18 protein-coding genes are annotated in these 27,000 nt (G+C 50.8%); 14 read left to right on the forward strand and 4 right to left on the reverse strand.

The features are described 5' to 3' along the window. Positions 1–37: 37 nt before the first annotated feature. The 3 genes from BLQ88_RS04250 to rfbD all read left to right on the forward strand — a co-directional run bounded on the left by BLQ88_RS04250 (position 38) and on the right by rfbD (position 3,494). Positions 38–1,408, forward strand: coding sequence for a sugar transferase (locus BLQ88_RS04250; protein WP_090147024.1), 1,371 nt, complete (start codon positions 38–40; stop codon positions 1,406–1,408). A 210-nt stretch (positions 1,409–1,618) separates the two neighbouring features. Further along, positions 1,619–2,569, forward strand: coding sequence for a T9SS type A sorting domain-containing protein (locus BLQ88_RS04255; protein ID WP_176884883.1), 951 nt, complete (start codon positions 1,619–1,621; stop codon positions 2,567–2,569). A 58-nt stretch (positions 2,570–2,627) separates the two neighbouring features. Continuing rightward, positions 2,628–3,494, forward strand: a complete 867-nt coding sequence (gene rfbD / locus BLQ88_RS04260; RefSeq protein ID WP_090147028.1) for a dTDP-4-dehydrorhamnose reductase — start codon at positions 2,628–2,630, stop codon at positions 3,492–3,494. A 5-nt stretch (positions 3,495–3,499) separates the two neighbouring features. On the opposite strand, the gene BLQ88_RS04265 is transcribed toward rfbD, so the two are convergent. Next, on the reverse strand, positions 3,500–6,340 hold the full coding sequence (locus BLQ88_RS04265) for a family 78 glycoside hydrolase catalytic domain (RefSeq protein ID WP_090147036.1): 2,841 nt from the start codon (positions 6,338–6,340) through the stop codon (positions 3,500–3,502). Positions 6,341–6,357: 17 nt separating this feature from the next. Next, positions 6,358–8,130 carry an alpha-L-rhamnosidase-related protein gene (locus BLQ88_RS04270; protein WP_218132889.1) on the reverse strand — a complete coding sequence of 591 codons (1,773 nt, stop codon included), beginning with the start codon at positions 8,128–8,130 and terminating at the stop codon, positions 6,358–6,360. Between the two features lie 224 nt (positions 8,131–8,354). On the opposite strand from BLQ88_RS04270, the gene BLQ88_RS36650 reads away from it, so the two are divergent. The 6 genes from BLQ88_RS36650 to BLQ88_RS04295 all read left to right on the forward strand — a co-directional run bounded on the left by BLQ88_RS36650 (position 8,355) and on the right by BLQ88_RS04295 (position 17,355). Further along, entirely contained in the window at positions 8,355–8,498 is a 144-nt protein-coding gene (locus BLQ88_RS36650; protein WP_170118858.1) for a hypothetical protein, read from the forward strand. Continuing rightward, positions 8,495–10,192 carry a sodium:solute symporter family protein gene (locus BLQ88_RS04275; RefSeq protein ID WP_090147038.1) on the forward strand — a complete coding sequence of 566 codons (1,698 nt, stop codon included), beginning with the start codon at positions 8,495–8,497 and terminating at the stop codon, positions 10,190–10,192. The genes BLQ88_RS36650 and BLQ88_RS04275 overlap by 4 nt, the downstream gene beginning before the upstream one ends. Before the next feature lie 394 nt (positions 10,193–10,586). After that, on the forward strand, positions 10,587–11,951 hold the full coding sequence (locus BLQ88_RS04280) for a TolC family protein (protein WP_090147041.1): 1,365 nt from the start codon (positions 10,587–10,589) through the stop codon (positions 11,949–11,951). Positions 11,952–12,007: 56 nt separating this feature from the next. Next, complete coding sequence (locus tag BLQ88_RS04285) at positions 12,008–13,147, forward strand: efflux RND transporter periplasmic adaptor subunit (protein ID WP_090147043.1); 1,140 nt, start codon at positions 12,008–12,010, stop codon at positions 13,145–13,147. Between the two features lie 39 nt (positions 13,148–13,186). After that, a complete protein-coding gene (locus BLQ88_RS04290; protein ID WP_090147046.1) occupies positions 13,187–16,360 on the forward strand; it encodes an efflux RND transporter permease subunit in 3,174 nt (1,057 codons plus the stop codon). A 92-nt stretch (positions 16,361–16,452) separates the two neighbouring features. Continuing rightward, on the forward strand, positions 16,453–17,355 hold the full coding sequence (locus tag BLQ88_RS04295) for a bestrophin family protein (protein ID WP_090147048.1): 903 nt from the start codon (positions 16,453–16,455) through the stop codon (positions 17,353–17,355). Positions 17,356–17,412: 57 nt separating this feature from the next. On the opposite strand, the gene BLQ88_RS04300 is transcribed toward BLQ88_RS04295, so the two are convergent. After that, complete coding sequence (locus BLQ88_RS04300; protein WP_090147049.1) at positions 17,413–18,825, reverse strand: DUF4270 family protein; 1,413 nt, start codon at positions 18,823–18,825, stop codon at positions 17,413–17,415. 487 nt (positions 18,826–19,312) lie between these two features. Here BLQ88_RS04300 and BLQ88_RS04305 point away from each other — a divergent pair, with 487 nt between their 5' ends. Both BLQ88_RS04305 and BLQ88_RS04310 read left to right on the forward strand, forming a co-directional pair. Next, positions 19,313–20,353: a Kelch repeat-containing protein gene (locus BLQ88_RS04305; RefSeq protein ID WP_090147051.1), complete on the forward strand. Its 1,041-nt coding sequence runs from the start codon at positions 19,313–19,315 to the stop codon at positions 20,351–20,353. Next, positions 20,350–20,700, forward strand: coding sequence for a DUF4907 domain-containing protein (locus BLQ88_RS04310; RefSeq protein WP_090147052.1), 351 nt, complete (start codon positions 20,350–20,352; stop codon positions 20,698–20,700). The genes BLQ88_RS04305 and BLQ88_RS04310 overlap by 4 nt, the downstream gene beginning before the upstream one ends. A 27-nt stretch (positions 20,701–20,727) precedes the next feature. Here the strand turns inward: BLQ88_RS04310 and BLQ88_RS04315 are convergent, their stop codons facing one another. Further along, positions 20,728–21,810 carry an endonuclease/exonuclease/phosphatase family protein gene (locus BLQ88_RS04315; RefSeq protein WP_090147054.1) on the reverse strand — a complete coding sequence of 361 codons (1,083 nt, stop codon included), beginning with the start codon at positions 21,808–21,810 and terminating at the stop codon, positions 20,728–20,730. Between the two features lie 152 nt (positions 21,811–21,962). Here BLQ88_RS04315 and rimP point away from each other — a divergent pair, with 152 nt between their 5' ends. The 3 genes from rimP (at position 21,963) to infB (ending at position 26,998) form a co-directional block, all read left to right on the forward strand. Beyond that, the gene (rimP, locus tag BLQ88_RS04320; protein ID WP_229212569.1) at positions 21,963–22,460 is read left to right on the forward strand and encodes a ribosome maturation factor RimP; all 498 of its coding nucleotides are present in this window, start codon (positions 21,963–21,965) and stop codon (positions 22,458–22,460) included. A gap of 88 nt (positions 22,461–22,548) precedes the next feature. After that, positions 22,549–23,790, forward strand: a complete 1,242-nt coding sequence (gene nusA / locus BLQ88_RS04325) for a transcription termination factor NusA (RefSeq protein WP_090147057.1) — start codon at positions 22,549–22,551, stop codon at positions 23,788–23,790. A 70-nt stretch (positions 23,791–23,860) separates the two neighbouring features. Then, positions 23,861–26,998 carry a translation initiation factor IF-2 gene (infB, locus tag BLQ88_RS04330; protein ID WP_090147059.1) on the forward strand — a complete coding sequence of 1,046 codons (3,138 nt, stop codon included), beginning with the start codon at positions 23,861–23,863 and terminating at the stop codon, positions 26,996–26,998. Positions 26,999–27,000: the final 2 nt, after the last annotated feature.

The raw sequence follows: 27,000 nt of genomic DNA on the forward strand, positions 1-27,000 counted from the left end.
ACCAAGCAAAGCATTATACTCAACGTTATAAATACTTATGAAAAATCACTATCCTGGGCTTCTGCCTAAGGCTCACCTCTGGACGGACGTCGCGCTCCTGAATCTGTCGTTTTTCTTCGCCTACATTTTCCGGTTTGATGACAGCATTGTTACGCTGTTTGAAAATCAGTATGTGAACTTGCTCCTTGTTGCGAACCTTGTCTGGGTTTTCACGATTTACGTTTTCAAAACTTACCGGTTCACGCGGTTATCCTACCATTTCAATACGCAGCTCGCTGCATTCCTGAAAGCGGTTACGGTACACGGCGCGGTGATGATGGCGTTCCTTTACCTCAGCAAGCAGGGGGAAGAGTACTCGCGCTACCAATTCCTGATGACCTACATTATGTTCATCTCGCTGTCTTCGGCATCGAGAGCTGCGGCTGTGCTTTTTTTGAAAGTGTACCGCCAGGCAGGTTATAATTACAACCGCTACGGCATTGTGGGGAAAGGCGACCTGGCTACGCTGATCCGCGAGTTCTATGCCGAACGCAAGGAACTCGGCTACCGTTTCTCCGGCGCTATCGATCCTACTTCGGATAACAATGCGATTGCGTCGCTCGAAACGATGGTGAAGGAAAAGCAGCTCGACTACCTGTACTGCTGCCTGTCCGAAATGAACGACGAGCAGGTGAAGGAAGTGATCCGCCTCGGCGAACGCCAGCGGACGCATATCCGCCTGGTACCGGACTTCCGCGGATTTGTGACAAACATGGCTACGATCGAATACCACGATATGTACCCCATTATCGAAATCAATACCAAACCGTTTTCAAGTTTGAATGAACAGACGGTAAAGCGTGCTTTCGACCTGATATTCTCTGTTATCGTGATGATCCTCGGTGCGCCGGTATTCTTCCTGGTGTGGGCAGCGATTAAAATTACATCACCCGGGCCTGTGTTCTTCAAACAGCAACGTTCCGGACGCTGGGGTGAGTTGTTCTACATCTACAAGTTCCGCAGTATGCGCGTAGATGCGGATAAAATGGGCTTGCAGCATTCCAAGGGTGACGACGATCCGCGCATTACGCCGATAGGCCGTATTCTGCGCAAGTCACGTCTCGACGAGCTTCCGCAGTTTATCAATGTGCTCAAAGGCGAAATGTCGGTCGTAGGGCCACGTCCTTTGTACAAATATGACGTGGATATGCTCATGGAAGCAGCCCCGCACGACTTCCAGCGCCTGCTCACGGTAAAACCAGGCATTACGTCGATCGGGCAGATCAATGTGGGTTATGCCGACACGGTCGCCAAGAACGTCGAACGCCTTAAATACGATCTTCAATACCTTAAATCATATAGCGTTTTTGACGATGTCCAGCTGATTTTCAGGACTGTACAAGTAATGGTCCTTGGACGCGGGCAGTAGTATTTATCTTACAGTATCCACAACCAGAATGTAACAAAAAAGGCGCCAATGGCGCCTTTTTTGTTTTCCACCCCCACCTATTCTACCAATTTCCCAAGGCACGCTTTTTTATGTGTAGTATAAATTCTATTTTTGTGTCATACAAAGTGTTATGTCATTTTAGAATTTATACAGGAGAAGATGAAAAGGGTTTTACAAGTTTTAGCACCAATGTGCTTGTTGTTGATCGGAATGACCGACGTGCAGGCCCAGAAGCGTAAGATATTCACCGACCGGGTAAAATTCGGCGCGGTGACCTATCCGAGCACCGCCACTGTTACCGCCAACATGGTCGACGGCTATGTTAAAATGAAAGGTAGCAACCGCTTTATTTTCCCGGTGAGTGATAATTCAGTATACCGTCCGTTTGCGGCATCCGCGGATGGCACTATGGGAGCTTACTTTTCAGGTAGCGTTGCCGTTGCGGTCACCACGAGCCACAAGGGAGGCAATTACCCGCCGCTGCCGGCAGGCGCACCGTTCTCGGTCAACAGCAAAGATGCCAACGTAGGCAAAGTGTCAACCCGCGAATATTGGGACATCAATGGCACCAATGCTACGAAAATCTCATTTGCCTGGTACCAGGACAGCGGACTGGCATCATTGGCCCCGGGAGGTAACCTGAGCAAGGTTTACATTGTCGGCTGGAACGGCTCCAAGTGGGTCAAAATCCCTACGACGGTCGATGCGGTTTCCATACTCGGCGGCAGCAGCACCATCACCATGGGGTCGATGACCACGAATGCAGCCATTGTACCGAATACCTACCTGGCTTATACCTTCGGTGCAGACCTCTCGACTGCACGGGAGATGGCGCCCGGCGCCGACAGTACGCTCATAGCCGCAGATGGTACCGAAATCCTGAAACCTGAAAACAGCTCGATGGACGAAGTGGAAGCCGCGGTGTATCCAAACCCCGCGTTCGACCGGATTTTTATCCGCAGCAACCGGAAGGTAAAACAGGTATCGGTTTGGGACATGAGCGGCCGCCGGATGCTTACTACCGGCAGCGCTTATGAAAACGGCATCGAAGTGAAGGGCGTTCCTGCCGGGACTTACGTGGTGAATATCGAAGACGATAAAGGAAAAACTACTTCACGCAAAATAATAATCAACAAATAATGTCCCCTTCCCTGAGGCATTGCGTAAATTTGCATGTAACGCATTATAAAAATACTCAATGAAAATAATCGTATTAGGTGCCTCAGGGCAGCTGGGAAGCTGTCTTAAAAAAGTCTCAACGGAACGTAACATTACCGACATCTCATTTCCTTCCGAAGAAAACGCCAATATCCTCGATAAAGATTTGCTCGACAAGCTTTTCACTGCTGAAAAGCCACAGTTCGTGATTAACTGTGCGGCTTATACGGCTGTCGATAAGGCCGAGGATGACGTGGAAACCTGCCGCAAAGTCAACCGCGACGGCGCTGCGTATATTGCCGAAGCGTGCAAAACGCACGGAGCAGCATTGATACATGTTTCCACCGACTTTGTTTTCAAAGGTGATATTCCAAAACTGCTGTCCGAAACCGACACGGCCGAGCCTGAAAACATGTACGGACTCACCAAACTTGAAGGTGAAGCGGCGATTGCAGAAATCCTGCCCGAGCATTACACATTGCGTACCAGCTGGCTGTATTCCGAGTTTGGAAACAACTTTGTAAAAACCATGCTGCGCCTCGGTCGCGAGCGTGAGCAGCTGGGTGTGATCGTTGACCAGGTAGGCTCTCCTACCTACGCGATCGACCTCGCCGATACGATCCTGGACATTATCGAATCCGACAATAAATCTTACGGCATTTACCATTACAGCAACGAAGGCGTGACTTCCTGGTACGATTTCGCCAAAGCGGTTTTCGACCTGAGCGAAACCACCGTGAAACTGAATCCGGTGAAAACGTCGGAATATGTAACACGCGCGGTCCGTCCGGCCTATTCGGTAATGGATAAATCTAAAATCAAAAGCACTTTCGGCATAGCTATCCCCTACTGGCGCGATAGCCTCGGCGTTTGCATTGACCGCCTGGTCAATGAGACAGTAAGCTGATTACCTTACTTGCTCACCGCAAATTCATAATCTCCCGAGCCTGCCTCGACAATGACGTAGCTATCTTCTTTTCCAACGGTTTTCACCGCCTCGGAAGAAGATAGCTGCTTCCCATTCACCAGCACTTTCGCCTCCGCGCCCGCGGGTACATACACATGCGCGAGCGTGTTCACGGGTACTTTGACTTTCATTGTCAGTTTTCCGCTTGCGCTGCTCCATTCGGAAACAATAGTGCCGTTAATGGTGCGCAAAGAAGCTTTCAGGTGATTGATACCGTCGCTACCCATGCCGTCCGGCGCAATCTCAGGGCGAATGTCAAATGTCTCGAAGCCCGGTTTGGTCATCACAATACCCGCTGCATTACCGAACATCCATTCACACACCGCTCCGAATGCATAGTGGCTGAACGAGTTCATGGCTGCATTGTATTTGAAACCGTCTTCCTTCGTGAAGCTATCCCATCGCTCCCAGATCGTGGTGGAACCGTTTTCAACCTCAAATCCCCAGGAAGGAAACTCTTTGCTGAGAAATAATTTATACGCCAGATCGGAATGGCCCGTGGCCGAAAGTGCCGGAAGCAATGGCTTGGCGCCGAGAAAACCGGTACCGAGTTTGTCGCCATTCTCCTTTAACAGTGCCGTCAGGTAATCGCCAGCCTTCGTACGGTCGGCGGGATTGATGATATTCATGTAAATAGCATTGGCATAGGCCGTCTGCGTATGCCCGGTAAAGCCCAGCGATCCATCCACATAACCCGCTCCATTGCCATAGGCTTGTGCGTCGCATTTGAACCGGCCGCCCTGGTCCACATAATGTCCGCGAATCGCTTCTCTCACTTTCTTACCGGTTTCGACAAACCGCTGCTCGTCTTTTGCATTCCCGATCGCCGCGGCCATTTCGGCCATGAGGTCCGCGCAATAGGCGTAGTAAAAAGAAGCCAGCATATCCGGCGGGGTTTTCTTGCCAAAAGAAAGCCAGTCCCCGAAGCCACCTTTCGGATCGATATCGGCGAATGCATTCTCTTTGAAAATGTACGTACCCTTGCTTCGGGTATCGAGGAAATTCATGAACTGCACCATATCCTGCCAGCCGTCGCGGATCATGCGGGTGTCGCCATAGGTGCGGTAAATCTGGTAAGGGCAAATAATGCCCGCTTCCATCCAGCCGGGTGAAAATGTATCGGTTTTACGAAGATTGGGGCGAGGGGCATAGAGCGGGTATGCTCCGTTTTCATATTGGCCGTCGTTCAGGTCTACCACCCATTTGGTGAAAAATGAAGCCACATCCCGGTTGAATGTCGCCGACTTCACGTACACCTGCGCATCGCCCGTCCACCCGATGCGCTCGTCGCGTTGCGGGCAGTCGGTGGGAATGTCTACATAGTTGGCCCGTTGCGTCCAGTCGATATTGCTGTAAAGCTGGTTCACCATCGCATTGTCCGTTTCAAAAGAGCCGGTTTTAGGTGTATCCGAGCCGATTACCAGGCCTGTCAATGTCTCCTTCGTCGGCGCATTGCTCAAACCTTTTACCTCCACATATTGAAATCCGTGGAATGTGAACTTCGGCTCCCAGGTTTCGCCTGCCGGATCGCCTTTCAGTATATAAGTGTCGGTAGCACGCGCCATGCGCAGGTTTTCGGTCATGAGGCGGCCATCGGGGTAGAGTTTTTCGCCATATCGCAACCGGATGGTGTCGCCCGCGCGTCCCTTCACGTGCAGGCGCACAATGCCCGCGTAGTTTTGGCCCATATCGAATATGTAGGTACTGTCCGGGCGCTTTTGGGTGGTACCTACCCTTAAGGGCTGGGTTATCCTCACTGGCGGGCCGGGGTATACCTGCACTTTGCGGTCTGCTTTGTCGGGGAAGATCTCTGCATTCTTCCATTTTGCATCGTCGAAACCGGCCAGGTTCCAGCCTTTTTGTTCCAGACGCGCGTCGTAAGTTTCCCCATTCAGCAAGTCGGATTCCAGCAATGCACCCTGGCTCGCCTTCCAGCTTTGATCGGTAACGAAAGTCTCCTTCTTACCATCCGCATACTCCACTTCGAGTTGCGCTTTCAATACCGGCACTTTTCCGTAAAATGCACGCACGACGGGATTTTGGACTAATAATGAATAGCCGAGATAACCCGCATACCAGCCGTATGAGAGCTGCGAGGCCAAAGCATTCTTTCCGGACTTCAAATCTGCCGTCACATCGTAGGTCTGGTAGTAGACACGCTTGTCGTAATCCGTCCAGCCGGGCGTCAGGAATGCGTCACCGGCCTTTTTCCCATTAATACTAAATTCATACAAACCCAATGCGGTGACATACAACCGTGCCTTTTTAACGCCATTCCGGATCGTCACTTCCTTGCGCAGGTAAGGCGCCGGCGGCAAATGGTACACCTTACCCTTCCCAAGATGATCCAGGTCCAGCCCTACCCATTGCCCTTGCCACTCCGATTTGTCCAGCAAACCCATCTCCCAATGCGACGGTTTGCTCCATTCGCCGGGAATGCCATTCTTGTCCCAGCTTCTGACTTTCCAGTAACAAACCGTACGCGAAGCAAGCGGCTTACCGGCATATGCCACCTGCGCCGTACCGCGACCATTCGTTTTACCCGAATTCCACAAATCGGCACCGTTTTCGGTGAGCTTTTCCGGTGAGGAAGCCACCAGTATCTGGTAGGCGGTTTGCACCTGGTTGTTTTCCGTTGCCGTAAGCTCCCAGCTCAGGCGCGGGTGTGCGACGTCCGTAACCGGCGATTCCTTGTACTCGCAGCGCAGGTAACCGGGAACGATCCCTTTTGCATTTGCCCAAACAGTACCCAATGCCAGCATCACCGACAGCATAGTAGTTTTCATAAAATGGAGATTAAATCTTAACGCAAAACTTTCACGCCCTTCGGCGCATCGATCTTCGACTTGACCGAACCGTCGGCCTGCTTTTCGTGCCGGATTTTTACCACACCCATTGGCGTGGGATAAGTACCCTCAACCCATTGCAAATCGCCGAGGTTAGGCTGAATGCGGATCACTTTACAGCCCGGCTCTACCACGCTCACCCCCAGCACATGCTCCGAAAGCCAGGAAGTAGGCCCCGAAGCCCAGCCATGGCAGAGGCTGTGGCGTAGCTTTTTGTAACAATAAGCCCCGAAATCGCCGTGAATATCGTCCTTACCATCCGGCACAAGCTCGTCGATCGGCGCGGCATTTTTTGTCCAGGCCAGGTCGAAGTCCTCCCAAAAAGTAGTCGCGCCCATATCGAGCATACCGCCCCAGTAGTTGCGGATGCAGTTCAATGCACCGGTGTAGTCTTTTGCCTGCGCTTTGGTTTGCAACATATAGTAGCCGTAGAATGTCGAGAAGCGCTCGCAATCGCCCACGGCGATCACTTCCGCATTGGCCTTTTCGGCGGGCATCAGGCCGGCGAGGGCCATCAATGCGGCCGCTTGTTTGGAACCGTTGGCGTCGGGGACGTACATTTTCATCTGGGTCGCCATGGTTTTGCAGCGTGTGGCCTCTGCGGGCTCGTCGAGGATGAGGCAAAGTTCGGCGCCGGCTTCCAATGTCATGATCATCATCGCGTGCAGGCCCGCGTGGACGCCCTTCGGATTTTCACTGGACGGCCAGTCGAGGAAGCGGGTACCGTCCAGGTCCTCCTTATTGTCTTTGGTTTTCTCCATCAACTGGTCCAGCAATGCAACGAGGTACCTTCGCTGGTTACGGAGGTATTCGAGGTCGCCCTGATTTTTATACAAATCCCTGTGAATCAATACCCACCACATCGAATAGGCGCTAATACCGTTCATCCAGCCGGGGAGCGGGGTAATGTCGCGGGCGTGGTCGAGGCTCTTGGCTACTACTTCATTTTTACCAAAAACGGTATTGATCGTCATCACTTCCGGGTGCATATCGCCTACCCACACTAGGCGGTCGCGCTTGATACCGTCCCAGAGGTATTCCTGCATATTCAAATGCACGGTGTAAGCACCGGTGTTCCAGATGGTATTCAGGCGCTCGTCGTTGCTTTTGAACGAGCCGAGGTAAGGAATGTCGCGGTACTCGAAAATGGCGCGCACCTCTTTCAATTCCAGCTCGCGGTCGGCGTCCACAAGGTCAATTCTTGCAAACCGGAAACCCGAGTTGCCAACCTGCATCACGCCCAGCCACGGCACCTGAATGACGAAATCGCGCATAGCGTGGTCGTTGGTCGCACCCTGAATAGTGTCGATTTCCGACATGGCCTCGCTCACCGATTCGCCGAGCCGAATGCGGATGCGGACCGGCCGCTGGTCGGCCGCCTGGTCGGTCACGATCTGAATGCCGCCTTGTATCTCCTTTCCGAAATCGAATAATATGCCCGGTGTTTCGCCGTCCTTGCTGATCAGCTTTGCAAAATCCTTGTGAACGAGGTTGGCCTGGCCGGTGCCTTTCCGGAGCAGATTGGAAGCATCGACCACGCTCGTGCCGCTGCGGTCCGACATCCACACGATACGTTTGGGCGACAGGTACTGCCTGATCCGGGAGTCCTTCTGGGCATCGTAGCTGTTGTCGAAAATCGGGGGAAGTTTTGAATCGGACATTTCCTGGGCAGCGAGATCGTTGGCTAGCGCGTAAAGAAAAAGTGAAAGGAAGGCCAGGTAGTTTTTCACAAACAGATAGTTTTGGTGTTCAGGATTGTAATATTCCCTGAAAATAAATGATTATAAATTAACCAACCAGCCTGTTCTGTCCTGTCCGGCGCTATTACCCATATTGCCACCGTTAACGCTTCGTTAACATTTTTACATGCTAAAAGTAAGTCAAAACCGTTCTACTTTTGCTTGTGGTACAATCCCCGGCCATTTTTTCAATACTAAACCTTTCGACCCAACCCATGATCATAAAAGAAAATAGCTCGCAGGACCGCGACGGGCTGCCCCCATTTGTCAATAGCTGGAAACAGCTTTACATTCTGCTGATCGGCATGCTCGCATTGCAAATTGTCCTCTTCTATTTATTTATGACCCATTTTCAATGAGCACACTCGACTGGATCGTTCTTTCGCTTACCCTTCTGTTTGTTGTATTTTACGGGATCTTTCGCAGCCGCGAAAAGCATACGATGGATTCGTTCCTGCTTGCGGGGCAGTCGATGCCCTGGTACCATGTCACATTATCGCTCATGGCCACCCAGGCGAGCGCCATTACCTTCCTTTCCGCGCCCGGACAGGCCTACACCGACGGTATGCGCTTCGTGCAGTTCTATTTCGGGCTGCCGCTGGCGATGGTGGTACTTTGCGTGACTTTCGTGCCCAAATTCGGGAAGCTTAAAATATTCACCGCCTACGAATTTCTCGAAGGCCGTTTCGATTTGCGCACACGCGCACTCACCGCATTTCTTTTCCTTTTACAGCGCGGCCTTTCCACCGGCCTTAGCATTTATGCCCCGTCGCTGATCCTTTCGGCCATTCTCGGCTGGGATATCACCTGGACCAATATCATTTCCGGCGGCGTAGTGATCCTTTACACCACGCTGGGCGGTTCGCGGGCCGTTTCACACACACATTTGCAGCAAATGGGCATTATCACGATCGGAATGGTCGTAGCAGGTGTAATGGTGGTAAAGTTCCTGCCCGAGCAGGTGTCGTTTACCGATGCCTTGCATGTGGCCGGCAAGATGGGGAAGGTCAATCTGATCGATTTTACATTCGACTTGAATAACAGATATAATGTATGGTCGGGACTGATCGGCGGGTTTTTCCTGCAACTTTCCTACTTCGGGACCGATCAATCACAGGTAGGGCGCTTCCTGACGGGCAGTTCGCAGGGGCAAAGCAAACTAGGACTTGCCATGAACGGGTTATTGAAAATCCCGATGCAGTTCCTGATCCTGCTCGTGGGTGTGCTTGTGTTTGCATTCTACCAGTTCACCACGCCTCCGCTTTTCTTTAACCAAACGGCCGTCGACCATGTAAAGTCAAGTCCGTATGCGACCGAATATGCGGCATTGGAAAAGCGGCACGAGGAAATCCAGTCGGTGAAACGGCCGCAGGTAATGGCGCTTACCGAGGCGATCCGTAAAGACGACCAGCAGGCCATCGCCGCGTCCCGGAGCATTCTGGCCGACCTCGAAGGCAAAGTGAAAGACGTCCGCAAAGAAGCGACTACGGTCCTTTCCAAAGCCAACGGCGGCGAAACCAACGACGTGAATTACATTTTCCTCCGCTTTGTGATCGACTACCTGCCGATGGGTATGGTGGGACTGCTCATTGCCGTGATATTGCTGGCATCGATGGGCTCCGTGGCTGCGGCCTATAACTCGCTGGCTTCCTGTACGATCGTCGATATTTACAAACGCATTATCCGCAAGGACGAAAACGGCCGGAATTACGTGGCCGCATCCCGCTGGGCAACGTTCTTCTGGGGGGTATTCTGCATTGCGGTGGCGCAATATGCCTCGCGGCTCGGGAGTATGATCGAGGCTGTGAACATCCTGGGATCGCTTTTTTACGGGACCATTCTGGGGATTTTCCTGGTTGCATTTTACTTCAAAAAAATCGGCAGCCGCGCCGTGTTCTGGGGAAGCATTATAGGGGAAATATTCGTGATCATTAGCTACGTCATCGATCTCACCGCATTTCTCTGGCTTAACCTGATCGGTTGCGTGCTCGTTATTACGTTCGCGTGGATTATCGAGCAGGTGTGGCCCGAGCCCAAAGCAAATGTCGGGTAATCCCTATGCGTAATTTTTACGCATAATATCAGCCTTTGAAATGTCCAAATAGAGCACAATTCTCTTTAAAAATTAAACATTTTAAAGAAATCATGGTGCACAGCCAATTTTTTTCAAATACATAGGAAACTATTCCCGCATTTTAATCCTTAATAAGTTCAATCGGACAACCGGATAGCCTATACGCAGAAAGGTTATGTCACCGATTGTTTACAAAATATCTTAAACCCACAGGTTATGCTCACGCCGCACCATCCTTTCTCCGAGGGGCCTCAGATCCCGTTTTTTTCGACGGATAGTTGATGCCTCATCTTTCTTTTTTCCAATTCTTAAAAACTGTTCATCACCAGACAGCAACACTTTATCTCTATCCAAAATTCTAATTAACACCTACATGAAGTATTGGTCTAAGCCACAAAAAACGACGCGTTTGGCGCTTAGCTCGGCATTCCTCTTATTGAATTTACTCAGTACGGCCCTCGCGCAGGGCATCCAGGAAAGTAACCGGGAAGCGCCGGTTTTGGAACAGGCAACCTTGCAGGACGTGGTTTCCTACGCCATTAAAAACCAGCCAGTGATCCAGCAATCGCTGATCGACGAGCAGATTACGGCCAACCAGGTCCGCGCCAAACTGGCCGACTGGTACCCGCAGATCGGCTTTAACTACAATTTGCAGCACAACTTTATTGTTCAGACGAGCATTATCGCCGGTAACCCCGTGAAATTGGGCGTTAACAATATCTCGGCGGCGCAATTCACGCTTTCGCAGCAGATCTTCAACCGCGATGTTTTGCTTGCGAAGCGTACCCGCGGCGATGTGCTGTTTGCAGCAAGCCAGAACACAGTGAATAACAAAACCGACCTGGCCGTGAATGTGTCCAAAGCATTCTACGACGTATTAGCCACCACCCAGCAGATCAAAGTCGCCGATGAGGACATTGTTCGCCTCGAACGCAGCTTGAAAGACGCTCAGAACCAGTACAAATCTGGCATTACCGACAAGATCGACTACAAACGGGCGACCATTTCCCTCAACAATACCCGCGCCAACCGGAAGAGCAACGAGGAAGTGCTGAAGGCGAAACTGGAATACCTGAAAACGCTGATGGGCTACCCGCTCGACAAGGCGCTGCAGATCAGCTACGACACTTTGCAAATGGAGCGCGAGATCGCACTGGATACTTTGCAGAATGTCGATCTGAACGGGCGCATCGAGTACCAGATCCTGGCGACCCAGAAAAAACTCGCGGAAGCCAATTTGCTCTACAACAAATGGAGTTACCTGCCAAACCTGTCGGTGAATGGGGCTTATAACCTGAACTTTCAGAACAACCAGTTTTCGGACCTTTATAATAAGAACTATCCAAACTCCTTCGGTTTGCTGACGCTCTCACTGCCTATTTACCAGGGCGGAAAAAGGAAAGCCAACACCAAACAGGCCGAATGGCAACTCAAACGCCTCGACTGGGATTTGAAAGGCCTGCAAAACAATGTGAATTCCGAGTACGCCGCTGCATTGGCTAATTATAAAGGTAACCTGACGAACCTGCTGGCTCAGAAAGAGAATGTCGAGCTGGCGCGTGAGGTGTACGATGTGTTGCAATTGCAATACAAATCGGGTATCAAAACCTACCTTGAAGTAGTTACCTCGGAAACCGATCTCCGTCTGGCGCGCATCAATTATTACAATGCATTGTACCTGGTGCTGGCGAGCAAGATCGATGTTCAGAAGGCGCTCGGACAGATCAACATTCAGTAACCGGTCGGAACGCGACCTCATTAACACCAGCTTCCATTAGAAAATATTTTAATGATATGTTTTTAAATACAACAAAATATTCCTCCGCTGCCCTGCTTGCATTGACGATCTTCTCCTGCGGCAAAAAAGATCAGCAACAGGCTCCTACCGCACCTCCGGCAGTTAATGTTACTTTAACAGAGGTAACCACGTCGGAAGCCACTTATTACGACGAGTACCCTGGAACGGTTGTGCCACTCAACGAAATCGAGCTGCGCCCGCAGGTAACCGGCTTTGTGACCGGCATTCATTTCACGGACGGCGCCCGCGTGCGCAAAGGGCAATTGCTCTACACGATCGACGCGCAGCTTTACGATGCAAATTACGACCAGGCTGTCGCCTCTTTGAATGTCCAGGAAGCCAACCTTGCCCGCGCGCAGAAAGACGCCGACCGTTACCACGAACTCGAAAAGAACGATGCCGTGGCCAAGCAGCTCGTCGACAATGCGGATGCAGCGCTCGAAGTAGCGAAAAGGCAGGTTGACGCTGCCAAAGCGAGCATTAAAGCAAGCCAGACCAGCGTTCGTTACACCAAGGTAACCGCGCCATTCGATGGTATCATCGGCATTTCGCAGGTAAAAGTAGGTGCGCCGGTTTCAGCAGGTCAGACCATCCTGAACACGGTTTCTACGGACAACCAGCTCGCTGTCGATTTCAACGTGGATCAGAAGGAAATTTACCGGTTCACAACTTTGATGAAGTCGCAAAAGGCCAGCGATTCGACATTCTCGATGAAGTTCGGAACCGACGTTTATCCCGCACATGGCAAGATCGCATTGCTTGACCGCGCCGTGGACCCGCAAACCGGGAGCATCAAGGCACGTCTGGTATTCCCCAATAAGGACAACCAGCTCCGCGCAGGCATGAGCGGTACCGTGAGGGTACTGAACAATGCAGGTTCGAAATCTGTGGTAATCCCCTACAAAGCCGTGACCGAACAGTTGGGCGAGTTCTTTGTGTACGTGGCAGGCGACAGCAGCAAGGTTACCCAGCGCAAAGTGGTGCTCGGTACCCCTATCGGCACGAATATCATTGTAAAAGACGGGCTCAAAGAAGGCGAGAAAATCGCCGTGGAAGGTGTGCAGAACCTTCGCGAAGGAGCAGTTGTACAGGAAGGCGCACCAGCTCAGGCTCAGGGTGGCGCTCCTAAGAAATAAGCAGCCGGTCCGTTTTACTATTTCATAAACCAGTACGAAATGATTGCAGATGTTTTTATAAAAAGGCCGGTCACCGCGATAGTATCCTCGGTGGTGCTGGTTCTGGTAGGGCTCATTGCCCTTACCACCCTGCCGGTAGCCCAATATCCCGACGTTACCCCTCCTACCGTAACCGTTAGCGGGAACTTCACGGGTGCCGACGCACAGACGGTCGAACAGACGACCACAACCCCCATTGAAACGCAGATCAACGGCGTGCCGGGCATGACCTACATGTCCAGCAACAGTACCAGCAGCGGGCAAAGCAGCATTAACATCACATTCGACGTTGGTACGGATGTCAATATCGCAGCGCTCGACGTGCAGAACCGTGTAAGTGTGGCCGAGCCTACCTTGCCCGATGCGGTTAAACGCCTCGGTCTGACTGTTCGTAAACGCCAGCCGAGTATCATGATCGCTTTGGCATTGTACTCGCCGAACGGCACGCACGATGCGCAGTTCATTGGTAACTATGCCAACATTTACCTCAAAGACGCGCTTCAACGTGTGAAAGGGGTGGGTGATATCGTATCGCGTGCCGACGACTTTGGTATGCGTATCTGGCTAAACCCCGAGAAACTGGCCAACCTGCGCATGACGCCTTCGGACATTTCCGCGGCATTGGCAGAGCAAAACTTGCAGATCGCGGCCGGTACCGTGGGTGGTACGCCCCAGCCCAATGCGCAGGCATTCGAATACAGCGTGTTGACTAACAGCCGGTTAAATACAAAAGAACAGTTTGAAGATATCATCGTGCGCTCATCGCCCGAAGAAGGTAGCGTAGTGTACCTGCGTGACGTGGCGCGTGTGGAGCTGGGTAAATTCGATTACGGTGTGAATGCATTCGTAGCCGGTAAACCAGCTGCCTTCGTACTGATCTACCAGGCGCCGGATGCCAATGCATTGGACACTTATGAAGGGGTAATGAAGGCTTTGACAGAAATGAAAAAGACTTTCCCCAAGGATATCGACTATGTGATCCCTGTTGAAACTGCATCGGTTGTAAAAGTATCCATTGAAGAAGTATTGCACACATTCGGCGAAGCGATGATCCTCGTGGTACTCGTGGTGTTCCTGTTCCTACAAAACTGGCGGGCGACCCTGATCCCGATTCTGGCGATACCCGTTTCGTTGATCGGTACGTTTATATTCTTCATTCCATTCGGCTTTACGATCAATACGCTAACGCTCTTTGCGTTTGTACTCGCGATCGGTATCGTGGTGGATGACGCCATTGTGGTGGTGGAAGCGGTGCAGCATTATATCGATGAGAAGAAAATGTCGCCACGCGCCGCTACCGAGCAGGCGATGAAAGATATTTCGGGTCCCGTAATCGCCATTGCATTGATCCTCGCGGCGGTATTCGTGCCGGTGGGCTTTGTACCGGGTATCGTGGGACGCCTTTACCAGCAATTTGCGATCACGATCGCGGTATCCGTATTGCTTTCGGCATTTGTGGCGCTTTCGCTTACACCGGCACTTTGCTCGATCATGCTGCGTCCTTCCAAAGGCGAAAACGACAAGAAAAATTTGCTCGAAAAGTTCTTCGACAGTTTCAACCGCTGGTTCGATAAAGTAGCGCATTCTTATACGAGAGGTGTTTCCAAGTGGATCAAAGCGACCCCGCTGGTGCTTGTGATGATGGTTTGTCTGTTCGTAGGATTGTTCTTTCTGTTTAAAAACAAACCTTCGGGCTTTATCCCTGTGGAAGATGAGGGCCGTTTGTTCGTTACCTACGAAATGCAGGAAGCGACTTCGACAAACCGTAACGTGGCGATGATCAAGGATATCATGGCACGCGTTTCGGCCATTCCCGAAGTGAAAGTAGTGGGTGGTCTGGCCGGATTGAACGTGATCAGCTTCTCGAACAAATCGAACGTAGGTACGATGTTCGTGAGCTTACACCCATGGGCCGATCGCAAAGGCGCCGAGCACCACGTACAGGCGGTGATCAAGGAAATCCAGAAACGCACGGCCGACATTAAGGAAGCACGCGTACTGGCCATCGCGCCACCGGCGATCCCGGGTCTGGGCGCTACGTCCGGTTTTACATTCCAGTTGCAGCAATCGACGAGTACGGATAACATCCAGCGGTTCGAGGCGGTTGCGCGGGAGTTTTTGGGAAGGGTAAACCAGCGTCCCGAAATCGCGATGGCCTATACCTTCTTCAATGCAAGAACTCCGAGTTACCAGATCGACGTCGACCGTGACAAGACCAAGAAACTCGGCGTACAGGTGAACGATGTGTTCAACTCATTGTCGACGCTTTTGGGTAGTAGTTATGTCAACGACTTCAACCTTTACGGCCGTAACTTCCGGGTAATGGTGCAGGCTGACAGCAGTTTCCGCTCGTCGCTCGATAAAATTCAGAAATTCTACGTGCGCAACCGGGCCGGTAACATGATCCCGCTCAGCGCATTGGTTACTTCGAGAGTCGTAGAAAACCCCGCATTGATTTCCCACTACAACATTTACCGGTCTGTGGAGATCAACGGTACGCCGAAACCCGGTTACAGTAGCGGCCAGGCGATTACCGCATTGCGCGAGGAAGCCGCCAAACTCCCTGCGGGTTACAGCTACGAATTCTCCGGTATGAGTAGTGAAGAGATTAAAGCGGGCGACAGTACGACCACCATTTTCGCGATCTCTATCGTATTCGTGTTCCTGTTCCTGGCAGCACTTTACGAAAGCTGGTCGATCCCGTTCTCCGTACTTTTCGCGGTACCGATCGGGGCATTCGGTTCGATCCTTACGCTGACGTTCCTGCCGAATTTGTCCAACAACATTTACGCGCAGATCGGTTTGATCACGCTCATCGGTCTCGCCGCGAAAAACGCGATCCTGATCGTCGAATTCGCCAAAGAGCGGGTGGATAACGGTATGGAGCTGGTCAAAGCGACATTGGAAGCGGTGCAGCTGCGTCTGCGGCCGATTATTATGACGTCGCTCGCGTTCATCCTTGGCGTACTTCCGCTCGCGTTTGCAAGCGGTGCGGCGGCCGAATCACGGAAAACCATCGGCTGGACGGTGTTCGGCGGTATGCTTGCCGCAACGTCGCTGGCGATCTTCGTGGTGCCGGTATTGTTCGTAGCCATCGAGAAGCTGGTAACAGGTAAAAAAGGTCACCAGCCGCCACCAAAGCCGGCTAATGCTACGGAAGCTCCTGCGCATTAACCAGGATATTGTATTTATTTCAAAAAGCGGGTCATAGGTGTTACTATGGCCCGCTTTTTTATATTTTGGCGGAGAACTTATTATGATCATTTATGTACGTCAAAGAGGTCTTCTCGATCTGGCGCCTGCTCAAAGGCATTTGGGTGGGCGTGGTTGCGGTTACTGTTTACGCAACACTGGTATTTTACCTTTTCAGCTATCAGCACTGGCACTTTCTCTCCTTCCCTATCTCCATTACTACCATTCTCGGCACCGCGCTCTCGCTACTACTCGGTTTCCGGACCAATTCGGCCTATGACCGCTGGTGGGAAGCGCGCAAAAGCTGGGGAGAGATCGTCAACGACAGCCGCACGCTCGTCCGCCAGACAAAAGCATTCATCGAAGCGCCTGCCACTGAAAAAGACGAGCTGGTTTCCAACATCGCCCATTTGCAGATCGCGTGGTGTTATGCCCTGGCCAACTCGCTCCGCCGTACGCAGGTACTCGTGTACGCAGACCTGCACCTGACCGCCGAAGAGCGCGAATACGTAGGCGCACAAGACAATATCCCCAATGCGATACTGAACCTGATCCAGTTCAAGGTAGCTGCATTACACAATTCGGGTAACATTCAGACGCTGCTTTACCAGAATATCGACGAGACCCTCCGCAGGCTATGTGATGCGATGGGCAAATGCGAACGCATTAAGAACACGATCTTCCCGACCCAATACAGCTTTTTTGTACACCTGGTGATATTCATTTTCACCCTGGTACTTCCCATGGGCCTGGTCGAGAGCATCGGCCGCATTGCCATCCCTATCACATTTACGATTTCGTTCCTCTTCTTTTATGTGGAATGGATTGCTTATATCATGCAAAACCCGTTCGAAAACGGGCCTAACGATATTCCTATGACCTCTATGTCGCGCAATATCGAGATCAATCTGCTGCAACTGATCGGCGCGGAGAAGATTCCGGAGAAGATATTGCCAAAGAATGGCGTGGTAATGTAAAAGAGAAGGGGTAAGCGTTGCGGCTTACCCCTTCTTCCTTTTTGCTTCAAATAAATATTATTTAGGCTTAACTGTCGTGTAGTAAAGTTGCAGTTCAACGCCTCTGTCGGCATTCTTCTGGTCGCCAACTACCAGGCGGTCGACGCTCCTGCTGAATTCGCTACCGTTCTCACGGAACAGCCCGGTTGAACCGAAGGTGCTGCTGCGAATAACAAACCCGCCAATATCGTTGGTTTCCGAGGCCATGATCTCCGTCGCAAATGAGCTGATATCGAACCGGTAGAATTGCTCATTCTTGATATAATCCGTTTGATAGGGGGCAGAAGCACCTCCCTGGGCACCCAGTATCGCCACCGGCAATGGCGCCCCATTTCCATCGGTATAAAACTGGTTGTTTTTGTCGAGCCGGTAAAGGTACAGCACACGTGGAACCCGCAATGGGTCCGTCACCGAAGCTTTCAACGGCTTCACCTTCAAGTAGGCCTTATTAATGGCTGTGTATTTCGTGTATTTGAAATTATTCAGGTAAGGCAGGTCTACGCGCATCATAATTCCCGTTCCCGCCTGCATGAACGCCATGTTTCCCGATTGCGAGGAAGGCAGCGAAAGCCGTTTGTTGGCGGGTAGTTTGGCAAGTTGCGTTCCCGTAGGATCAGCCACTGTCTGGTTATAGTTGGCCGTAACCCTGAACACCGTCGAATCCTTCTTGAACTCGTTTGCGAGCGGTGTATGGTAATGAAGCTGAACAGAAGTGCTATCCAAACCAACACTGTTCCCCCATTCAAAGCCGACAATCGGTCCATTGTCCGTCGGAGCAGGCACTACCACCAAGCCCTTCACCAAGTTAATCCAGTCGGTGCTGGAACTGAGCTGGTTGTTTTGGGCCATTGTAAAAATCTGCTTTCCGAGCGCGTCCGAGAGCCTGATCCTCAGCTGACCAGTGGTTCTCGGCCGTGGTATGACGGTGATTTTTCCAATGGAAGCAGTTTCGTAAGGCGTGGAATTATGGTTCCAGTATGCGGTTCCCGATGGAATATCCGTAATGTCTTTCAGCAGTTTATGGACCGTCAGGTTCATCGGCTTGGTTGTATCGCCGTAGCTGTAAGTATTATCGTAATTCAGGGATAATATCAATGAATCGTATTGCGCTTCCTGCGCAAGTACTACCGCACCTGTCGCTGTCGGCTGAAAGAAGCTCATGGTCTTTACTCTTCCGAAATAAGGATCTTTGTATGTCCCCAGGAGCATGCGGGCAACGGCTCCGGTCATAATGGAATCGGTACCGATCGTCGAAAGCTGAATGGTGACTGTATCGGTATTTAATACGGCAAAATCGTCAGGATTGGGCTGTGCAAGGGATTCGATCTGATCCCCCCACTCACACGCCGTAAGCGTAAATGCAAATCCAATTATGATCAGAAGCTTATAGACTATTGACGACTTCCCGAAGGAGTAAGACTGAAATTTCATTTAGAGCGAGAACAGTAAAAAGTGCAAAAATATCAGTTGCATTCTTAATTACAACATGATTCGACGATTTCGGAACAAATAAGAAAGTAAAATCCGGATTGCAACAAAAAACGGAATGCACACGTAAGAGTTAAACAAAGGCTTTTCAAACGTTACGCCGCCAGCACCCGATTAGTGGCAAACACGGTAAGAAACGTAAAAATGGATGGACTATTTTAAACCTTTCGCGGTTGGAATTCATCCTGAGAGTGTTGGCTGCCCTTGCTGCGGCGCAACATTGTAACCTGATACGCGTTGAAAGTAACTGACAGCTTAAAGTTTTGGACAAAAAATTTCTGATTATTTTACTTAGCAGTATCAAGATGTTATGTTTGCAAAAAATTTAGGTTACGGGTGAGCTTGTCGTATCGCGTATAAACCGGTGGCCGCTTGAAACATTCAATAATTCACATTACTCATTTGTAACAATTCGTCAAACAATAAATTCATGTTTAATACCTTAAAAAAGACTTCGTTAGCCCTTCTAGTCGCTTCTACCGCGTTGGTTCAGATGAGCTGTAACAAGGATGATGATGCCGAAAAACTCGGAAACTGGTACAGAAAGGATCTGCCAAACTTCGGAGGATCGATACGGACCAACGCTGTGAGTTTTGTGATTGGTAGCGTAGGTTACATTGGTACCGGTTTAACAAATGAAGCGGTCGCCAGGGTAAAAGATTTTTGGGCTTACAATGCTGAAAGACAAACCTGGACACAAATAACTCCTTTCCCGGGAACCGGCCGTAACAATGCTACGGCGTTCGTACTGAAAGGCAAAGCTTATGTAGGCACCGGCTACGATGCAGTGGCGGCAGTCGACAATGGCTACAAAAAAGATTTCTACGAATACGATCCTGCTACTAACAAATGGGATGCTATCGCTGATTTCGGCGGCGGAACCCGTCAGTTTGCTACCTCTTTTGTCGTAAACGACAGAGCATATGTAGGTCTTGGCTACAACGGCAGCAACTTCTTCCAGGATTTTTACGAATACAACCCTACGACCGACAAATGGACCGAAATGGCTACATTTAAAGGTGGTAAAAGAACCGGCGCCATCTCATTCACTGTTGGCGACAAGGCATATGTAGGATTCGGCGAAAGCAATTCCAACGCAACGTTTAAGGACATTTACAGCTTCGACCCCGCAGGTAACGGCGGCGCAGGTAACTGGACCCGCATCGATTTCGCGACTAATTTCGACCAGGATAAATTTCCTACGCGTGCTTATGGCTCCGCGTTCGTAATCGATGGAAGAGCGTATATCGTTGGCGGAAGAGGCCAGTCTGACGTTTGGGAATACGATCCGGGAGCGAACGCCTGGGTTGAAAGAGCTCCTTTCCCTACTCAGAGAGGATTTGCAGGCGCATTCGCGATCGGCAAAATCGGTTACCTCGGAACGGGTAGCTCGGCTGGCCAAGGCAACGGAACCGACGACTTCTGGGGCTTCGATCCTACGCAGGCAATCAACACTGACGACGATCTGTGATCCGCAAAAACAGCAGAATCCTGATCATAGGTATACTGGCCTTCGCCGCCGCGATCTACTTCCTGTTCTTCAAGGGACAGGGCGGAAATCCGGGCGGCGAAGGCCTTTCCCGTTTCAAGGTTGAAACAATCAGGGGCGAGCATGGCTGGGGTTACAACATTCGTCAGGATACGACCCTTGTCATCGAGCAGAAAGTAATCCCCGGGGTACCCGGCATCAATGGATTTGCGACTGAAGGGGAAGCTGCCAAAACCGGCGCTCTCGTCAAGCAGAAGCTGGATAAGGGCATTTTCCCGCCGACCATTTCCGTGCATGAACTCGACAGTCTCGGCATTAAATACCAGTAAAAAAAAGGCTCCCGGGAGCCTTTTTTTTTATTTGAAAGTGTAGGTACCCATGATCGGGTAGTGATCCGAGTATTTGATATTCGAAAACGTCGTGAAATCTTCTGCCGAGAGGCGCGTACCGTCGTAGAACTGGTGATCGATCCGGATGAAGTAAGGCAGGTGGTTGAAGGAAAAGCCAAATCCCTGCCCTTTTTCTTCAAAACTGCTTTTAAGCGATTTCCGCAGTTGTCCGTAAATGTAGCTGTAAGGAACTTCATTAAAATCCCCGCATACCAGCACCGGGTACGGCGAATTCTTGATCCATTCCTGTAAAACCCTGAACTCCCCGGCACGTTGCTGGAAGCCGTTTTTCATTTTCCGGACAGTAATGCGGCTTTCGGCTTCTATTCCATCCATTTCTTTTTGCCGCACCAGTTTGCTCAGCCCGAGCGTCATCGAGTACAAATGCAGGCCGATTACGCGCACGGTATCGCGTCCGATCTTGATATCTGCCTGGATCATCCCGTTTTGTGCTTCAAAAACGGTGTCGCGCGAGGCGATGATGGGATGTTTCGAAAGTATGGCAAGCCCCCAGTAGGATTTTCCGTATTTGCGCCGGTGGTAGTATGCCGCATCCCGGTAACCTCTTTTACGCAGGTAATTTCCCGAATCGAAAACCGTGTCATCCTCGTCGTAATACTCGGGCAGGCAAAGCACATCGGCGCCGCTATCCCCTATCCAGGCCTTCATCTCCCTGATTTCCGCCTGCCTGCCTTCTCCCCGCCATGCACCGTATTTTTGAAAAACGTGCACATTATAGCTCATGACAGAGAATTTACGGGCATTGGAGTCAGCCGGCGTTTTTTCCGAACCATTGAACCCGTAAGTCCTCGAAAGGAACAACCCCGCCGCGACGAACAGGATCAATGGCAGAACGGCCTTCTTGCGCTCCACCACAAACCATATCGGTATGGAAATCAGATGAACAAACACCACCGCCGGGAACGACATCATCATAAATCCGGCTACCCAGCCGTCCGACGGCACCCACAGTATCAGTGTGTAAATCAGCAGGGTATAGCAAGCAAAGCATTGATACAAAAACCACAGTAACCTCTTGATCCCCTTCATTGATTCAGAATAGCATTTTTGTGCAAAAATAGACGAAGGATATGGATTTGGAAGACATCCCTGAATGTTTGTAGAAATGATAAAATAATTTTATATTTGCATCCTATTCTATTTTGATCGATTGATTGAGGGGGTCTAAACCCCTTTTTTATTTGTATAGCTTATACATGACCGTAAAGGAACATTTAGAAGTTTTGCTGGCCCCGCTTCTGGAAGATGGCGACTGTTTTTTGATAGACATTGTCATGAAACCCTCCAAGGCAAGTCAGAAAGTTACCATCCTCGTGGACAGCGACGAGGGCATTACGATCCAGCAATGCACCTCCATCAGCCGCAGGCTCGCCAAGCAGCTTGAAGAGCTGGAAATTTTCACAGACGCATACACGCTGGAAGTTTCTTCCCCGGGCCTGGACCAGCCTTTGGTGCTGCCACGCCAGTATAAAAAGAATATCGGCCGGAATCTCAAAATCACTTTGAAAACCGGCGAAGTACTGCAAGGAAACCTGACGGATGCAAGTGATGAAAACATTACCATCCAGCTTCCCGCCCCCAAGAAAAAACCGAAAACACCGGTAGACGAGGCGTCGCTGGTGCGGACGATCGGCCTGGATGAAATTTCCAAGGCACTGATCGAAATCTCGTTTAAATAGACCCACAACGCCGGAATCGCATTTTCCGGTTGTGATCAATTATATAATATGTATAACTTAGTATCAGCAAATATTCTTTAACTAAGCAATGGATAGCGGAATATTAATTGAGTCATTCGCGGAGTTCGCAAGCTCTAAGAACATCGATCGTCCCACGATGATCAGTGTTTTGGAAGAGGTATTTCGTACTATGATTCGCAAGAAATATGGCACCGATGATAATTTTGATGTGATCATCAACCCGGAAAGCGGTGACCTCGAAATGTGGCGTACCCGTGAAATCGTGGACGACAACTCCGAGGATATCTGGGAATATAATAAAATACCTCTTGCGGAAGCCCGCAAGATCCAGAGTGACTTTGAAGTAGGTGAAGAAGTTGCCGAAGAAGTGAAGCTCGTTGAATTCGGTCGCCGCCTCGTGCAAACCGCCCGCCAGACCCTGATCCAGAAGATCAAGGATATGGAAAAAGAGATCATGTATGAAAAATACAAAGATCAGGTGGGTGAAATGATCACCGGCGAAGTGTACCAGACTTTGAGACACGAGGTAATCATCGTGGATTCGGAAGGTAACGAACTCTCGCTGCCGCGTACCGAGCAGATTTCGAAAGACCGTTTCCGCAAAGGCGAATCCGTGAAATCGATAATCCATAAAGTGGAAATGAACAACGGATCACCCAAGATCACGTTGTCGAGAACATCGCCGGTATTCCTCGAAAGATTGTTCGAAGTGGAAATTCCTGAAATATATGATGGAATCATTTCGGTACGGAAAGTTGTTCGTGAACCAGGGGAACGTGCCAAAGTTGCCGTCGAATCATACGACGACAGGATCGACCCGGTGGGTGCGTGCGTAGGTATGAAAGGCTCACGTATCCATTCCATTGTACGTGAATTGGGTAACGAAAACATCGACGTTATCAACTACACCGACAACCTCGAACTACTCATCAGCCGCGCATTGAGCCCAGCGAAAGTAAGCTCGATGCAAATTGACCGCGACGCAAAGCGCGTATCGGTTTTCCTCAAACCAGACCAGGTATCACTGGCAATCGGTAAAGGCGGACAGAATATCAAGCTGGCCGGCAAACTGGTGGGAATGGAAATCGACGTATTCCGCGATATCGAAGAACAAAATGACGAAGACGTTGATTTGACCGAATTCTCGGATGAAATCGACGAATGGATCATCGACGAATTGCACAAAATCGGTCTCGATACAGCGAAAAGCGTATTGGCACTCAGCAAGGAAGAGCTCGTACGACGCACCGACCTTGAAGAAGCGACTGTCGAGGAAGTGCTCGATATTCTGCGGAAAGAATTTGAATAATATTAACCCGTGGAGCTGCACAAAACAGCTCCGCAATCAATGCAAAACCTTATTCTACTAAATTGCTAATATGGCAGAAGATAAAATGATGCGCCTTAGCCAAGTGGCACGGATCCTGAACGTGGGTATTACTACGATCGTGGATCATCTGTCTGCCAAGGGGTATAAGGTGGAAACTAATCCGAATACCAAAATTAATGCCGATCAAATCGAGTTTCTTGCGAAGGACTTCAAATCGAATGAGCTGAGATCATCCCTGACACAAAAACCGGCTGCTCCGCCCGTGGAAGCGCCGATTGAAGTAAAGGAGGACAAAGTGAAAAGCGATGTGGAGGGAATTCTATATTTCAGAAATACACCGAAAGCTGAGGAAAAGCCTGTTGCAGAAGAAAAACCTGCTGCAAACGAGCCACAGCCTGCTTTTGAAAATAAACTCCCAGGTATCAAGGTAGTAGGCAAAATCGACCTGGATGCAAAACGACCGGTAGTACAACAGTCTGCAACCGAGGAGCAGCCGAAAGCGGAAGCTCCTAAGGAAGTGGTGGCAGAAACGCCTAAGGCCGAGCCGGCAGCACCGGTTGTGAAAGAAGAAGTGAAACCGGTAGCAACCCAGCCTGAACCTGTGAAGGAAAAGCCTGTCGAAGCTCCTGTGAAAGAAACACCTGCTGCGCCTGCGGCACCAGTTGCCCAAACACCTGCCGCCGCAGTAACGCCGGCCGCCGAAGCCCCAGCGAAGGAAGAGCCACGCCAGGCAGCACCTGCGGAAACTAAACCCGCAGCGCCGGCCGAGCCGAAAGAAACGGCACCCGTTGCTGAAAAACCGGTTGCAGCACCCGCGGCAAGCACGCCTCCGGCAGCGGCTCCTGCTGCTCCCGAAGCCACCAGCAGCACCGAAGAACAGCCTGCCGGCGAATCGCAACTGATCGAGGCGCGTGGCGAACAACTCAGAGGATTACGGGTAGTTGGAAAAATCGAGCTCCCTACGAATAAGAAGAAAGATCCGGTGGCTTCCAGCGACAATGCCGCTGATAAGAAACGCCGTAGAAAAAGAAAAAGAATCCGCGACGGAGCAGCGGCTCCCGGTGAAAACCGGCCTGCCGATGCGAATGCAACACCAGGTGCTACCACTACAAACACCACTACCGGTGGCACCGATGCGAACCGCAGCCGTCCTAACACACCGGGGAATACAACCCAGGGAGGTAACCAGCAAGGCGGCGGACAACGTCCGGCGCAGGGTGGACAAGGTAACCGTGGCGGTAATAACAGCAACAACAACCGCAGAGGCGGCCGCCGCGAGGAGGTTTCCGACAAGGAAGTTGCTGACAATATCAAGGCAACAATGGCCCGTATGGGAGGTGGTAACACCAAAGGTATGGCCAGAGGAAAAGGTAACCGCCGCCGCGACCGCGGAGATCAGAACGATCCAAACGGCTTCGGAGACGAGGAAACAAAGGTATTGCGCGTAACCGAGTTCGTTTCTGCGAACGACCTGGCGTCCCTGATGGACGTGACGGTGCAGGAGGTAATCTCGGTGTGTATGAGCATGGGTATGTTCGTTTCGATCAACCAGCGCCTCGATGCGGAAGCCATTACCTTCATTGCCGACGAATTTGGCTTTGAAGTAGCCTTTATTTCTGCGGAAGAAGAAGTACAAAACGACGTTCAGGAAGAAGTCGACGACGAAGCAAGCCTGAAAGAAAGAGCACCGATCGTAACGATCATGGGTCACGTTGACCACGGTAAAACATCGCTCCTCGATTACATCCGTCAGGAAAACGTAGCGAGCGGCGAGGCCGGAGGTATCACCCAGCACATTGGTGCATATAGCGTTAAAACCAAAACCGGCAAGCCGGTAACATTCCTCGATACGCCGGGTCACGAAGCATTTACCGCGATGCGTGCACGTGGTGCGAAAATCACCGACGTGGTTATCATCGTGATCGCAGCGGACGACAGCGTCATGCCGCAAACCCGCGAGGCGATCAACCACGCACAGGTAGCCGGTGTCCCTATCGTATTTGCATTCAGTAAAGTGGACAAGGCCGGTGCAAACACCGAGAAAATCCGCGAAGAGCTGGCGAATATGAACCTTTTGGTGGAAGAATGGGGTGGTAAATACCAAACCCAGGAAATCTCTTCCAAATCAGGTCTGGGTATCGATGAACTGCTTGAAAAAGTATTGCTCGAAGCAGAATTGCTTGAACTGAAAGCCAATCCGGACCGTCGTGCGATGGGAACGGTTGTAGAAGCGTCGCTTGATAAAGGCCGCGGATATGTAACGACTATCCTCGTTCAGACCGGTACATTGAAGGTTGGAGACGTGGTATTGGCCGGTGCGCATTTCGGTAAAGTGAAAGCGATGACCGATTACCTCGGAAAACGCCTCAAAACAGCGGGTCCATCCATGCCGGTACAGCTACTCGGTTTGAATGGCGCGCCTCAGGCAGGTGATCGTTTCAACGTCTTCGAAAACGAGCGTGATGCGCGTGACATTGCTACCAAACGTGAGCAGATCCAGCGCGAGCAATCGATCCGGACACGCAAGCACATTACGCTGGAAGAGATTGGCCGTCGTAAGGCGATTGGTACCTTCCGCGAGCTGAACCTGATCGTAAAAGGTGACGTGGATGGTTCGGTAGAAGCACTTTCCGATTCATTGCTGCAACTTTCGACTTCCGAAGTTCAGGTAAATATCATTCACAAGGCGGTAGGTCAGATTTCCGAATCTGATGTCAACCTTGCGATTGCTTCCGATGCGATCATCGTCGGATTCCAGGTTCGTCCTTCTTCGAATGCGAAGAAAATGGCCGAGCAGGATCAGATCGAGATCCGCCACTATTCGGTCATTTACCAGGCGATCGAAGAGATCAAGGATGCAATGACCGGTATGTTGGCTCCGACTATCGAAGAGATCATCACCGGAAACATCGAAATCCGCGAGGTGTTCAAGATCAGCCGCATTGGTACCATTGCTGGTTGCTACGTGACGGATGGTTATGTGAAACGTAACAACAAAATCCGCGTGATCCGCGACGGTATCGTACTTTACACCGGTGAAATCGACTCGCTGAAACGTTACAAAGACGACGTTCAGGAAGTGAGAAACGGTTATGAATGTGGTTTAAGTGTTAAAAACTACAACGACATCGAAATCGGTGATATCATCGAAAGTTTCGAGCTGCGCGAAGTAAAACGGACGCTTTAATT

This window comes from Dyadobacter soli (genome assembly GCF_900101885.1).
In the GTDB taxonomy this organism is placed as follows: Bacteria; Bacteroidota; Bacteroidia; order Cytophagales; family Spirosomataceae; genus Dyadobacter; species Dyadobacter soli.